Here is a 12,663-nt window from a genome sequence, read left to right as displayed (position 1 = left end):
GATAGGCTCGGCCGGTGAGCACGGAAACCGCACCAACAGCGGACCGGGTCGCCGCGCCCCCGCCGGCCGGGTGGGAGGAAGCGCGGTCCCGGGTGTACGCGGTCGGCCTGGCCGCCGCGCTTCCCGCCGTCGCCCGGCCACTGGTCGACGCCGACGGGCTGACCCTGGCCGAGCCGTTGACCACCCGCACCGACCTGCCGGCCTTCCCCACTTCCAGCGTCGACGGCTGGGCGGTGCGCGGCGCCGGCCCGTGGCGCGTCGTCGGCCGGGTGCTGGCCGGCAACACCCCCGCGCCGCTCACCGAGGACGGCACGACAGTCGAGATCGCCACCGGTGCGATGGTGCCCCACGGCGCCACCGCCGTGCTGCGCGTCGAGGAGTCCACCACCACCGACGGCCTGGTCAGCGGCACCCTCCGGGAAATGCCGGAGTGGCGGCAGCCCGGCGAGGAGGCGTACGCCGGCGAGGATCTGTTGCCGGCCGGCACGCCGGTCGACCCGGCGGTGATCGGTCTGGCTGCTTCCTGCGGGCACGACACGCTGCGGGTCCGGCGGGCGCCGCGCGCCGCGCTGCTGGTGTTCGGCGACGAGCTGCTCACCGCGGGGCCGCCGGCCGCCGGCCGGGTCCGGGACGCGCTGGGTCCGGCGGTGCCCGCGTGGCTGCGCCGGTACGGCTGCCAGGTTCGTGGGTCCGACGTGGTCGGCCCGGTGGCCGACACGCTGCCCGCGCACGTGGCGGCCCTGCGCGCGGCGCTGGCCAACGCCGACCTGGTCTGCACCACCGGTGGCACGATGAACGGTCCCGTCGACCACCTGCACCCGACCCTGGAGGCGCTCGGCGCCGACTACGTCGTCAACACGGTGGCGGTGCGGCCCGGTTTCCCGATGTTGCTGGCCCGGCTTGCCGGCCACGACGGGCGGGTCCGGTTCGTCGCCGGGCTGCCGGGCAACCCACAGTCCGCCATCGTCGCGCTGGTGTCGCTGGTCGCCCCACTGCTCGCCGGCCTCCAGGGTCGCCCGATGCCGGTGCTGCCGCAGGTCACGCTGGCCGAGGCGGTGCCCGGTCGTGGCGACCACACCCACCTGGCACTGGTCCGGCTGGACCGGGCCGCCGGCACCGCGTACCCCGTGCGGCACGTCGGTTCGGCGATGCTGCGCGGGCTGGCCGGCGCTGACGGGTTCGCCGTCATCCGGCCGGGCACCAGCGGCGAGCCGGGCGACCGGGTGCCGATCGTGCCACTGCCGTTGCTGCCCGGGGAGCGTGCGTCGTGACCGCGCCGGCCATCACCTTCGGCGAGGTCACCGACCAGCCGCTCGACCTGGCCACGCACGAGGCGGCGGTTGCCGACCGGCGGGCCGGCGCGGTGGTCTCCTTCCAGGGCGTGGTCCGCGACCACGACCACGGTCGTCCGGTGGTGAGCCTGGAGTACGAAGGGCACCCGAGCGCCGCACAGGTGCTGCGCGAGGTGGCGGCCGAGATCGCGGCCGAGCCCGACGTCTACGCCGTGGCGGTCTCGCACCGGGTCGGTCCACTGGTGATCGGTGACGTGGCGCTGGTCGCCGCGGTGAGCACCGCGCACCGCGCAGCGGCCTTCGCGGCCTGCGCCCGGCTCGTGGACGAGGTCAAGGCGCGGCTGCCGATCTGGAAGCGGCAGGTCTTCGCCGACGGCACCGAGGAATGGGTCAACTGCCCCTGACCGCTCAGCGGCGGCCGTTGACCGCCATGGGCCGGGCGAGCCGATCGCCGTAGAACGCCGGCTCGGCGCCAGGGCGCCAGGGCAGCGCGGCGACCAGCACGATCAGCGCGAGCGCGAGCGAGTTCTCCATCAGCGCGCCGAACAGACCGTCCTGGTAGTGCGACATCTCCGGCAGTTGGTGCTCGTACGGCCAGATCGGGGAGATCAGGAAGAGCAGGTAGAGCCCGATCGCGGCGACGCCGTGCCGGAGCCCGGTCAGCGTGGGGTACCAGATCGGCGGCCGGAGCCCGTTGAGCCCCGGCAGCCCGCCGAACGTCAGGCCCTGGCCGGTGCGCTGCGCCAACCCCCGGCTCGCCTCTCGGCGGCGCACCGCGGCGTCGCCCAGCACGATGATCGCTGGGATCACCCAGACCAGGTGGTGCGTCCAGGAGATCGGGCTGATCACGTTGGCGGTCAGACCAACCAGCGTGAACGCGGTCAACTCGTCGCCGTCGGCGCGTGAGCTGGCCGCCCGGGACAGGCCCAGCGCCAGGATCAGCACCGAGAAGGAGAGCCAGAGCAGCCCGGGGGTCTCGATCGAGTCGTACAGCCGGGCAAGCAGGCCGGCGAGCGACTGATTCGGCGTCATGTCCGCCGCGCCGACCCGCTCGGTCTGCCAGAGCACGCTGCCGAAGTACGCCCGCGATTCGTCGCCGACGATCGCGAAGGTCCCTACCGTCACGCCGATCGTGGTGCCGATCGCGGTGGCCGCCACCCGCCACTGGCGGGTGATCAACAGGTAGCCGATGAACAGCGCCGGGGTGAGCTTGACCGCGGTGGCCAGGCCGATGCCGGCACCGGCCCAGGCGCCGCCATAGATGAAGCGCAGCAGGGGGCCGTCGGTCGCGGCGTAGTGGGTGCCCCTGCGGGAGCGCCAACGCAGCCCGATCAGGTCGGCCATGATCAGCGCGAACAGCAGGATGTTGACCTGGCCGTAGCCGAGGGTTTCCCGGCCCGGCTCGATGGCGATCGCCAGCGGCACTGCCAAGGCCACGCTGAACCACAGTGGCCAGGCCAGCCGGTCCACGATGGGGCGGAGCAGCCCGGCCAGCACCAGCGCCAACGCGGCGATGCTGGCGAGGGCGTTGACCATCCCGGCCGCGCCGATCGGCAACTGTGCCATCGGCAGCATGACCAGGCCGCCGAACGGCGGGTAGGTGAAGCCGAGGGTGGTGCCGGGCGCGATGAACTCGTAGAGCTCGTGACCGCTCGCCCACCACACGACGGCACCGTGGTAGATCTTCATGTCGAAGAAGCTGTACGGCCGCCCGAACGCACCGATGGCGAGCCATGCGGCGTAGGCGACGGCGGCCACGATGGCACCCCGTACGACATTCCTGCGATCGATCCCACGCGTCACGCGTCGGACTGGGGCGAGGCGGTCCGCCCGACTACCGACGGTCGTCGGCATGGCGCGGCCACCTCCATACCAAGGTCGTCCTACCCGTCCAGGTCCTGCACGGAGCCTAGAACGGCGCCTCACGTCAGTGCCTCCCGCGTTATGCGACCGTGTCCGATCCCACACATGTTTTTGACATTTCCACCGCGTTAACGCCTACCGGGCGGTTCAGGTAATTCGCGGCCTTAGCGGGGGGTGGGGATGGCGCGAGAGGGTATCGACGCAGGTCAGCCGGGGAGCCGACGAGCGGTGGAGGCGGATCGGACGGCGATCCGAGCGTCCCGCCGGGCGGTGCGGACGGCGCGTTGCACAGAACGTCGAGAGTGGCCGATGCGATGACCGGTCCGCCAACGCAGACCCGGCTTGCCGCCGGTGTCCGCCGCAGCGAGCAGCAGGCCGCCGAAGATGCCGAGGTTCTTCAGGACGTGGACCTGGTTGTTGTTCCGGGCGACCGGGTCGTCGTTGTTCCAGAAGGGATGCCCGGCGATGGTCACCGGCACCAGCGTGCCGGCGAGGACCAGCGCGGCGGGTCGGCTGAATCGCCCGGTGGCCAGCATCAGGCCGGCGCTGACCTGCACCAAGGCGTTGAGCCGGATCAGCGTCTCGGTCTCGGTGGGGATGCTCGGGTGTGCCTTCTGCAGGAGCGGCGTGACCTTGTCGGTGACCGGCTTGGCTGCCGCCGCCAGCCGTTCCGGGTTGCGGAAGTTGCGGTACCCGCTGACCACGAAGATGCCGCTCAGCATGGCGCGGGCTAGAGAGCGTACGGGCGTCATGGATCAGTCATACCCCGTCGCGGCCTTTGCTACCCCGGCAACCGCCGGATCCGGATCGGTGGTCATGCACATGCGCCACGCCGATTCGAGCGACCATCGCTGATGGACCGGCCGTGACGGGTAACGTCGCGCGGGTGACCACGCTGCGGCTACGACCCGAGGATCCGGCCGACGCCGGCCCGGTGCGTCGGGCGCTGGCTGCCGCGTTCGCCCGGCCGGACGTGGCGACCCCGCCGGAGCTGGGCCTGGTCGACGAGCTGCGGGGCACCGCGGCCTGGCTGCCGGAGCTGGCCATGGTCGCCGAGTACGGCGGCGAGGTGGTCGGGTACGCCCTGCTCAGCCGGGTGCGGGTCCGACCGGATCGGGGCGCCGACGCCCCAGCCCTGGCGCTCGGCCCGGTGGCCGTCGCGCCGCACCGACAGCGGGTCGGGCACGGCACGGCGGTGGTGCAGGCCGCTCTCGACGCTGCCACCGAGCTGGGCGAGCGCCTGGTCGTGGTCCTCGGTGACCCGGCCTTCTACCGCCGGTTCGGCTTCGTCGCGGCCAGCGAGCTGGGGCTGACCAGCCCGTGGGCCGGTCTGGGTGAGCCCTGGCAGGCGCTCGTGTTGCCGCCGTCCACCAGCGAGGAGGGGCCGCCACCGCGCGGCGAGGTGATCTTTCCGGCGCCCTGGTCGCAGGTCTGACGGCGCCGGCCTCGCGATTCCCAGGGGGCCGGGTCAGACCGGCTGGGTGCGCAGGTACCGGCCGAAGTGCGGGACGGTGAAGGCCACCGTGCCCCGCTCACCGGAGTAGATCAGGCCCTTCTTGATCAGCGCGTCCCGAGCCGGGGAGAGGCTGGCCGGCTTGCGGCCGAGGGCCCGGGCGATCTCGGCGGTGGGTACCGCGGCGTCCATGTCGTCGCGGACCACGCCCCCCGACTCGCCCTCCACCAGAGACAGCGTGGCCATCGCCCGCATGTACTCACGCTCGGCGGGGGTGGCCCGCTCGAACCGGGAGCCGAAGAAGCCGACCGCCAGCTCGGCTTCCGCCTCCGGTGCGGCGACCCGGACGTCGGCCGCCGTGATCGGCGAGCGCGGAGCATGATCCCAGGTCGCCTTCCCGTACGCCTGGACGAAGTAGGGGTAGCCGCCGGACTTCTCGTAGAGCAGGTCGAGCGCCTTTTGCTCGTACTCCACCTCCTCGCGCTCGGCCGGCGCGCAGAGCGCCTGGTCGGCGGCGATCCGGTCGAGCCGGTCGATGCGCTGGTAGCGGAACAGCCGCTCGGAGTACGACTTCGCGGCACTGAGCACGGCTGGCAGGTGCGGCAGGCCGGCGCCGACGACGATCAGTGGCGCGCCGAGCTGGGACAGCTCGTGGCAGGCGGCGCAGAGCGCCGACACGTCCTCCGGGCCGAGGTCCTGCATCTCGTCGATGAAGACGGCGATGCCGGTGCCCACGTCGCTGGCCACGGCGGCGGCGTCAGTGAGCAGCTCGACCAGGTCGATCTCGATGTCGCCGGAGTCGGCTCGACCGCTGGCCGCTGGCACGTCGATCCCGGGCTGCCACCGGTCGCGAAGCTTCGGGGCGGCACCGGCACGGCCGGTCGGGGCGGACCGCTGGGCGAACGCCTTGAGGACCCCGAGGAAGGCGTCGATCCGGTCGGGCGCGCGGTGTCGGGGGGCGAGCTCCCGGACCGCCATGTGCAGCGCGGCGGCAACCGGGCGGCGCAGCGACTGGTCCGGCCGTGCCTCGATCTTGCCGCTGCCCCACAGTCGGTTGATCGCCTGCGACCGGAGGGTGTTGAGCAGGACGGTCTTGCCGACGCCGCGCAGCCCGGTGAGCATGAGGCTGCGTTCGGGGCGGCCCCGGGCGATGCGCTCCAGCACGATGTCGAAGACGTCCAGCTCCCGCCCCCGCCCGGCGAGTTCGGGCGGGCGCTGGCCGGCGCCCGGTGCGTACGGGTTGCGGACCGGATCCACGCATCGCACAGTATCGGGCCATCTAGCGGCGGGGCTAGACATGGATAGATGGGGCTACCGGCGTGTCGGGGCCGTCGACAAGAAACTAGGGCTGTCTAGCGTCCACGCTAGACAGCCCTAGTTTTGGCTACCGGCTACCGCTTCTTCAGACAGAGCACGTAGTCGAACAGGTCGACCGAGTTGTCGTGCACGTAGTTCGCGGTGGCCTGCGGCGCGAGCGTCTCGCACCGGTCGCCGTCGCTCGTCGCCGGAATCCGCAGCAAGACCTGGTAGGTGTTCGGGCCGCACGCCACCTTGCGCAGCTCCGCGTCGTCCTCGGTGCCTTCGTTGACCACGCAGTCGCCCTTGGCGAACTCCACCTCGCTTGGGCTCGGCGCTGCCGGCGTCGGCGCGTCGCTGGGCAGGGCCGGCGGTACGGCCCGCGCGCTCGCCGACGGTGCGGGCGAGGCGTTGCTGTCGGCGTCGGCGGCCTTCCAGACCGCCCAACCGGCCAAGCCGAGGCACGGGCAGAGCAGGAGCAGCACCACCAGCGCGATGATCAGGGCGACCTTCCCGCCGGTCTTCTTCGCTGGCGCGGCGGGCGGCATCCCGTACCCGCCGGGTGCCGGCTGGCCCCACGGCGCCGCCGGCTGGCCCGGTGTCGGTCCGGCCGGCGGGAACGGCCCGGGTGGCGGTGGGTATCCGGCGCCGGAGCTGGGCGGCGGGTAGCCCGCACCGGAGCTGGGCGGTGGCGCCCAGCCCGGACCGGCGGGCGGCGGGTAACCCGGGCCCGAGGCCGGCGGCTGACCCCACATGGGCGCGGTTGGCGGCTCCGCGCCGGCCGGTGGCGGGCCCCACTGCGGCCGGGTCGGGTCAATCGGTGGCGAGCCGTCGGGGCCGGTCGCCGGGCGTTGGTACGGGTCGTCCGGCTGCTCGGAACCCGATGGTCCGTAGGTCGTCATGTCATCCCCAGGGGTGGGTGGTCTCAGCGCTGCTTCAGGCAGAGGACGAAGTCGAGGGTGTCCAGCTCGCTGTCGAAGAAGTACCAGTTGGTGTAGCCCTCGACCTTGGCGCACTTGGCCTCGGCGTCCGGCTCTCCATTGGTCGCGCCGTCGATCCGGTGCAGCACCTCGTACGACTTCGGGGCGCAGCCGCTGATCAGCAGCTTGGGCTTGCCGCCGGCCGCACCATCGTTACGGACGCACTGGCCGACCTTGACGAACCGCGGGTCGGCCGACGACTCCGGCGCTGCGGCGCTCGGTGCCGGCTCGGCCGGTGCGGTGGCGTCCGCGCTGGGCTCCGCGGCGACGGCCGAGCCGGTCGGTGCGGTCGACGGGGCCGGATCGTCCGGTCCGCTGAGGAACCAGAACGCACCGCCGCCGGCCACCACCAGCAGCAGCACGATGGCCAGCACCGCGATCAGCGGACCTCGACCGCGCCTGCCCGGGGTCGGCGAGGGATCTCCGCCGTACGGGCCGTTGGGCCGGTACGGCTCCCCGCTGTACGCCGGGGCCGCCTGCGTCGGCCGGTAGGACCCACCACCGTAGGAGCTGCCAGGACCACCCCCGTACGGCCCCACCGGCGCACCGCCGTAGGACCCGTCGCCATATGACCCGGGCCGTCCCTGGGTTCCCGGAGGGTAGGCCTGAACCGACGGCGGGTAGGTCTCGGGCACCGGCGGGTACGGCTGCTGTGCAGGCGGGTAGGGCTGCTGAACGGGCCGCCCCGATGTCTCGTCGGGTCGTTGCCCACGCCACGGTCCCGGGACGCCGCCACCCGGTGGTCCGTAGTTCGTCATGCCGCCCTCCTGCACGAGTGGTGAGGCCGGCCACCAAAGCAAGACGCCGACTCCGAGGTCACCGTAGCGTGGTCCACCGATGACCTCATCTCCACCGAGTGCCGCCGGCCTGGCCGGCCGTCGCACCGACGCCGCACCGACCCTGATCTGGACCGCGTTGATCGTGGTCTACCTACTCTGGGGTTCCACCTATCTCGGCATCCGGATCGCCGTGGAGTCGCTGCCCCCGCTGACGTCGGCCGCGCTGCGGTTCGCCGCCGCCGGCCTGGTGCTGGCGGCGGTGCTGCGACTGCGCCGAGGACCGGGCGCGCTGCGGGTAAACCGCCGGCAACTAGGCTCCGCCGCGCTGGTCGGAGTGCTCCTGCTCGCCGGTGGCAACGGCCTGGTGGTGCTCGCCGAGTCCGGGCCGCCGGGAGTGGCGGTACCGTCCGGGATCGCCGCACTGCTGGTGGCTACCGTGCCGCTGCTGGTGGTGCTGCTGCGCTCCGCCACCGGGGACCGCCCCCCGATCTGGACGTTCGCCGGGGTCACCCTGGGTTTCATCGGTCTGGTCCTGCTGGTGCTGCCCGCCGGAAGCGCGGACGCGGTGCCGCTGGTCGGGGCGTTGACCGTGGTCGCGGCGGCCACCTCCTGGTCGGTCGGGTCGTTCCTGTCCGGACGGATCCGGATGCCCGCCGACCCGTTCGTCGCCACGGTGTACGAGATGATCGCTGGCGCACTGGTGCTGGCCGTGGTCGCCGCCGGCCGGGGCGAGCTGCGCGACTTCCACCCGGCTGAGGTCAGCACCCGGTCCTGGCTCGCGCTGGCCTACCTCATGGTGGCCGGCTCGCTGGTGGCCTTCACCGCGTACGTCTGGCTGCTGCACAACGCGCCCCTCTCGCTGGTCTCGACGTACGCCTACGTCAACCCGGCGGTCGCGGTGGCGCTCGGCGCGCTACTGGTGGCCGAGCCGATCACTCCGCAGGTGCTGCTCGGCGGTGCGGTCATCGTCGCCGGGGTAGCCCTGGTGGTGACCACCGAACGTCCCCGCCGGTCGGGCGCAGCACCGCGATCGGGGGCGGCACGGGTGGGCGACCGCCGGTAACGTCCGGCCCATGTCGGCCGCAGCGCTGGTGCCGGTCGCGCTGGTCGGCGCGCTGGTCGGCCTCGCCGTACCCTCGCTGGCCCGGCGTTTCACCACCCCGCCGGAGCTGACGAGGGCCGGTCTTGAGCCGCGGCCCGGCGGGTGGGCGTGGCTCAGCCCGGTGGTGGCGGCCGTGTTGTTCGCAGGGCTCGCCGTGGCACGGGGTGAAGACCCGGCGCTACCGGTCTTCCTCGCGGTGGCGGCCGTGGGGCTGGTGCTCGCCGGGATCGACCTGGCCTGCCTGCGGCTGCCCGATCCGCTGGTCCTCGCCGCCGGATTGCTGGCCCTCGGCGGCCTGACCGGTACGGCGCTGCTCGCCGGCACCCCCGGCCGGCTGCTCGGCGCGCTGGCTGGTGCGGCGGCCGCCGGCGCGGCGCACCTGCTGCTCGCCCTGCTGCCCGGCTCACGGTTGGGCTTCGGAGACGTGAAGCTCGCCGCCGTCCTCGGCCTGCCGCTCGGCTGGCTCGGCCGAGACGCACTGCTGGCCGGCCTGCTCCTGCCACACCTGCTGCACGGCGGCCTGGTGCTCGGCCTGCTCGCCGCCCGGCGGGTGCGCCGGGACACCCTGCTGCCACTCGGGCCAGCCCTGCTCGCGGGCGCCTGGCTCGCCGTCCTCCTCGGCTGACCCGCCGACCAACCGCTGACGGGTCCAGCCAGCCTGCGCCGGCTCGCCGCTGGCAGTCGGGAGAGGGGAGCGGGGATTGTCAGATGAGGCGGAGCTGACGGTCCTTGGGACGGCGCGGCTCGGTCTCGCCGAACCGCTCGAACAAGCCGGGGTCGATGACGCCGAGGAACGGTGACGGAGCGCAGTCGCGTTCCGCGCCGTGCCGGGTGCGGCGGGCGGCGTGACTGACGTACAGGCGGTCCTGCGCCCGGGTCAGGCCGACGAAGAAGAGCCGGCGCTCCTCGGCCACCGCGTCCTCGTCGGGCGTCGAGCCCGGCCAGCGCAGCGGCAGCAGCCCGTCCTCAGCGCCGACCAGGAAGACCACCGGGAACTCCAGGCCCTTTGCGGCGTGCAGGGTGAGCAGCGTGACCGCCTCCGCGCGCGGGTCGAGCGCGTCGACCTCCGCGCCGGTGGCCAGCTGCGACAGGAACGTCTCCAGGTCGTCGCCGCAGCGTCGGGCCAGCGGGGTCAGCAGGTCCACCGCGGAGCGGACGTCCTCGGGACGGCCCGCGACGGCGCCGTCCAGGGTGGGCACGGCGAACCGCTCGGCCACGACCTGGCCGGCCAGCCGGACCCGGGCGGCCAACGAGCCCGCCAATCCGTCGGCGTGCCGCAGCTCGCGCGCGATGGCCGCCACCCCGGGCCGGTCCCGCAGCCGGTCGTGTGAGCGCTTCTGTACCGGAATGTTGGCCCGGGTCAGCGCGTCCACGATCGGCGCGGCCTGCGCGTCGGTGCGGTACAGCACGGCGATGTCGGAGAACGACAGGGAGGTGGACCGACCGTCGATCCGACCCGAGTCCAGCGACCGGTGGGACAGCCCGCCGACCAGATCGTCGACGGTACGGACCACGAAGTCGGCCTCCTCGGCGACGGACGCCGCGGGGTAGCGGCCGACCAGTGGCGCCTCCGGGTCGAGCCGGGCCGGGTCCAGCCGTCGGCCACGGACCAGCGAGGACGGCGCGATGGCCTGCACCGCAGCGGCCAGGATCGGTGCCGAGGAGCGGTAGTTGCGGTTGAGCCGGACCAACCGGGCGTCGGTGAAGTCCTGGGAGAAGCGCAGGAAGTAGCCGACGTCGGCGCCCCGGAACGAGTAGATCGCCTGGTCCGGGTCGCCGATCGCGCAGAGGTTGCCGTCGTCGGGGCTGAGCAGCCGCAGCAGCTCGTACTGCACGGCGTCAACGTCCTGGTACTCGTCGACGAAGATCCACCGCCAGCGGTCCCGGTACCGCCCGACCAGCTCCCGGTCGCCCCGTAGCAGCTCCACCGGCAGGCTCACCAGCTCGTCCAGGTCGACGAGGTCCTGCTTGCGCAGCAGTGCGATGTAGCTCGCGGGGTCGTCGCCGGCCTCCGACCGGGCCGCCGCCCGCTCGGCGTCGTCGGCGATCCGGAAGGCCGCCGGCAGGCCCGCCGCGTCGGCGTTCTCGCGCAGGATGGTCAGCCCCAGCGCGTGGAAGGTGCCCACGGTGACGTCCTCGGCGACCGGGCCGAGTAGACCGTCGAGGCGGTGCCGCAGCTCCTCGGCGGCCCGGCGGGTGAAGGTGATGGCCAGGCAGTGCTCGGGAAAGACGTTCAGCTCCGCGCAGAGGTACGCGATCCGGTGGGTCAGCGTCCGGGTCTTGCCGGTGCCCGGGCCGGCCACGATGAGCAGCGGGCCGCCGGGCGCGGAGGCGGCCACCCGCTGCATCGCGTCCAGCCGGTCCAGCAGGCCGGTGCCGACCTCCTCCATGCCCGCGAGCATCGGCTCGAACGGCTCGTGCGGTGACGGCGGTGACGCGATCGGCGGGGCGGGTGCTGGGGCGGTCTTGCGCTTCGGCTCCGCCTTCGTCGCCGCAGGGCGCTTCACCTTCGCCGCCGGCTCCGCGGGTCGCCGCTGCGCCGGCACCGGTACGTCGAACAGCGTCTCCTGGGCTGTGTCGGCACGGACACTCAGCTCCGCCGGGTCGAAGAGGGTGATCACTCCGTACTCGCCGTCGTAGCCCGGCACCCGGCGCACGTCGCCGCGCCGCAGCCGCCCGATGCCCTCCGCGAGCAGCTCACCGCCGGCCTGCGCGATGTCGGTCAACGGTGTCGTGGTCAGGATCTCCAGCTCGGGGCCGAGCGCGGCGAGCAACTCGTTGAGCCGTCCCTCGACCTTCTTCGACCGGGCGCCCACCTTGTTGATCTCGCCGAGGATCTCGGCCAACTGCACCAGGTGGGTGACCTCCCGAGCGTGCGCCGGCCGGTGCCCCTCCGCGCGGTCGGCCAACTCCTCGACCCGGCTGAGGACGCCTACGGTGAGCGGCTTGCCACACTCGGGGCAGCGTCCGCCGGCGGCCCTGGTCCGCTCCGGGGACCAGGTGACCCCGCACAGCCGGTGCCCGTCCGCGTGGTACTTGCCCTCCTCCGGGAAGAACTCGATGGTGCCGGCCAGACCGTCGCCGGTCCGCAGCGCCTCCCGGACGGCGAAGTAGTCCCGCTCGGCGGTCAGCACGGTCGCCTCGCGGCCCAGGGCCGGCGGGGAGTGCGCGTCCGAGTTGGAGACCAACTGGTACCGGTCGAGGCTGCCGACCCGCCAGTTCATCGCCGGGTCGGAGGAGAGACCGGTCTCCACGGCGAAGATGTGCTCGGCCAGGTCGGCGTAGCAGTCGGCGATCGCGTCGAAGCCGGACTTCGAGCCCAGCGCGGAGAACCACGGCGTCCAGATGTGCGCCGGGACCAGGTAGCCGTCCGGGCTCGCCTCGAGGGTGATCTCCAGCAGGTCCCGGGAGTCCAGGCCGAGGATCGGCCGACCGTCGGAGCCGAGGTTGCCGATCCGGCCGAGCGCGGCGTTGAACCGGGCCACCGCATCCAGGTCGGGCAGGTAGATCAGATGATGCACCTTGCGGGTCCGGTCGTCCCGCTTGTAGATGGTGGAGATCTCCACGCTCAGCATGAACCGGACCGGGTTCGCCTCCGCCGTGCTGGCGAGTCGAGGCGGCAGTCGGCGGGCGATGTCCCGTTCCGCCTCCGGGTCGAGCCGGTAGAGCCCCGGTTCGGCCGGGCGCAGTGTCTCCCGCAGGTGGTCGTACCAGGCGGGGTGGGTGAAGTCTCCGGTGCCGAGCAGGGCGATGCCCTTACGCCGGGCCCACCAGGCGAGGTTCGGCAGGGTGAGGTCGCGGCTGCACGCGCGCGAGTACTTCGAGTGGATGTGCAGGTCCGCGACGAATGGCGGTAGGCCACCGGGGGGTACGGCGCTGAACGGGGGCACGCCGCATC

11 protein-coding genes are annotated in these 12,663 nt (G+C 73.3%); 5 read left to right on the top strand and 6 right to left on the bottom strand.

Features of this window, described 5'->3' with window-relative positions; translation table 11 throughout:
- Positions 1–14: 14 nt before the first annotated feature.
- Together OG470_RS07065 and OG470_RS07060 are read left to right on the top strand one after the other, a co-directional pair.
- The gene (locus OG470_RS07065) at positions 15–1,271 is read left to right on the top strand and encodes a molybdopterin molybdotransferase MoeA (protein ID WP_328421941.1); all 1,257 of its coding nucleotides are present in this window, start codon (positions 15–17) and stop codon (positions 1,269–1,271) included.
- Positions 1,268–1,696: a molybdenum cofactor biosynthesis protein MoaE gene (locus OG470_RS07060; protein ID WP_328421939.1), complete on the top strand. Its 429-nt coding sequence runs from the start codon at positions 1,268–1,270 to the stop codon at positions 1,694–1,696. The genes OG470_RS07065 and OG470_RS07060 overlap by 4 nt, the downstream gene beginning before the upstream one ends.
- Before the next feature lie 4 nt (positions 1,697–1,700).
- Here OG470_RS07060 and OG470_RS07055 read toward each other — a convergent pair whose 3' ends face one another.
- On the bottom strand, positions 1,701–3,146 hold the full coding sequence (locus tag OG470_RS07055) for a glycosyltransferase 87 family protein (protein ID WP_328421937.1): 1,446 nt from the start codon (positions 3,144–3,146) through the stop codon (positions 1,701–1,703).
- 215 nt (positions 3,147–3,361) lie between these two features.
- Complete coding sequence (locus tag OG470_RS07050; RefSeq protein WP_328421935.1) at positions 3,362–3,907, bottom strand: DoxX family protein; 546 nt, start codon at positions 3,905–3,907, stop codon at positions 3,362–3,364.
- A 134-nt stretch (positions 3,908–4,041) separates the two neighbouring features.
- Between OG470_RS07050 and OG470_RS07045 the strand changes: the two genes are divergently transcribed.
- Positions 4,042–4,590 carry a GNAT family N-acetyltransferase gene (locus OG470_RS07045; RefSeq protein ID WP_328421933.1) on the top strand — a complete coding sequence of 183 codons (549 nt, stop codon included), beginning with the start codon at positions 4,042–4,044 and terminating at the stop codon, positions 4,588–4,590.
- 33 nt (positions 4,591–4,623) lie between these two features.
- On the opposite strand, the gene OG470_RS07040 is transcribed toward OG470_RS07045, so the two are convergent.
- The 3 genes from OG470_RS07040 to OG470_RS07030 form a co-directional block, all read right to left on the bottom strand.
- The gene (locus OG470_RS07040; protein ID WP_328421931.1) at positions 4,624–5,865 is read right to left on the bottom strand and encodes an ATP-binding protein; all 1,242 of its coding nucleotides are present in this window, start codon (positions 5,863–5,865) and stop codon (positions 4,624–4,626) included.
- A gap of 134 nt (positions 5,866–5,999) precedes the next feature.
- Entirely contained in the window at positions 6,000–6,407 is a 408-nt protein-coding gene (locus tag OG470_RS07035; RefSeq protein ID WP_328426188.1) for an LppU/SCO3897 family protein, read from the bottom strand.
- A gap of 422 nt (positions 6,408–6,829) precedes the next feature.
- Positions 6,830–7,423 carry an LppU/SCO3897 family protein gene (locus OG470_RS07030; protein WP_328421929.1) on the bottom strand — a complete coding sequence of 198 codons (594 nt, stop codon included), beginning with the start codon at positions 7,421–7,423 and terminating at the stop codon, positions 6,830–6,832.
- A gap of 298 nt (positions 7,424–7,721) precedes the next feature.
- Here OG470_RS07030 and OG470_RS07025 point away from each other — a divergent pair, with 298 nt between their 5' ends.
- Together OG470_RS07025 and OG470_RS07020 are read left to right on the top strand one after the other, a co-directional pair.
- The gene (locus OG470_RS07025) at positions 7,722–8,726 is read left to right on the top strand and encodes an EamA family transporter (RefSeq protein WP_328421927.1); all 1,005 of its coding nucleotides are present in this window, start codon (positions 7,722–7,724) and stop codon (positions 8,724–8,726) included.
- A gap of 10 nt (positions 8,727–8,736) precedes the next feature.
- Positions 8,737–9,390, top strand: a complete 654-nt coding sequence (locus OG470_RS07020; protein WP_328421925.1) for a prepilin peptidase — start codon at positions 8,737–8,739, stop codon at positions 9,388–9,390.
- A gap of 79 nt (positions 9,391–9,469) precedes the next feature.
- Here the strand turns inward: OG470_RS07020 and OG470_RS07015 are convergent, their stop codons facing one another.
- Positions 9,470–12,655: a UvrD-helicase domain-containing protein gene (locus OG470_RS07015; RefSeq protein WP_328421923.1), complete on the bottom strand. Its 3,186-nt coding sequence runs from the start codon at positions 12,653–12,655 to the stop codon at positions 9,470–9,472.
- Positions 12,656–12,663: the final 8 nt, after the last annotated feature.

The sequence above is a fragment of the Micromonospora sp. NBC_00389 genome (assembly GCF_036059255.1).
Taxonomy (GTDB): domain Bacteria; phylum Actinomycetota; class Actinomycetes; order Mycobacteriales; family Micromonosporaceae; genus Micromonospora.
This window is presented reverse-complemented; position numbering and strand designations above follow the sequence as displayed.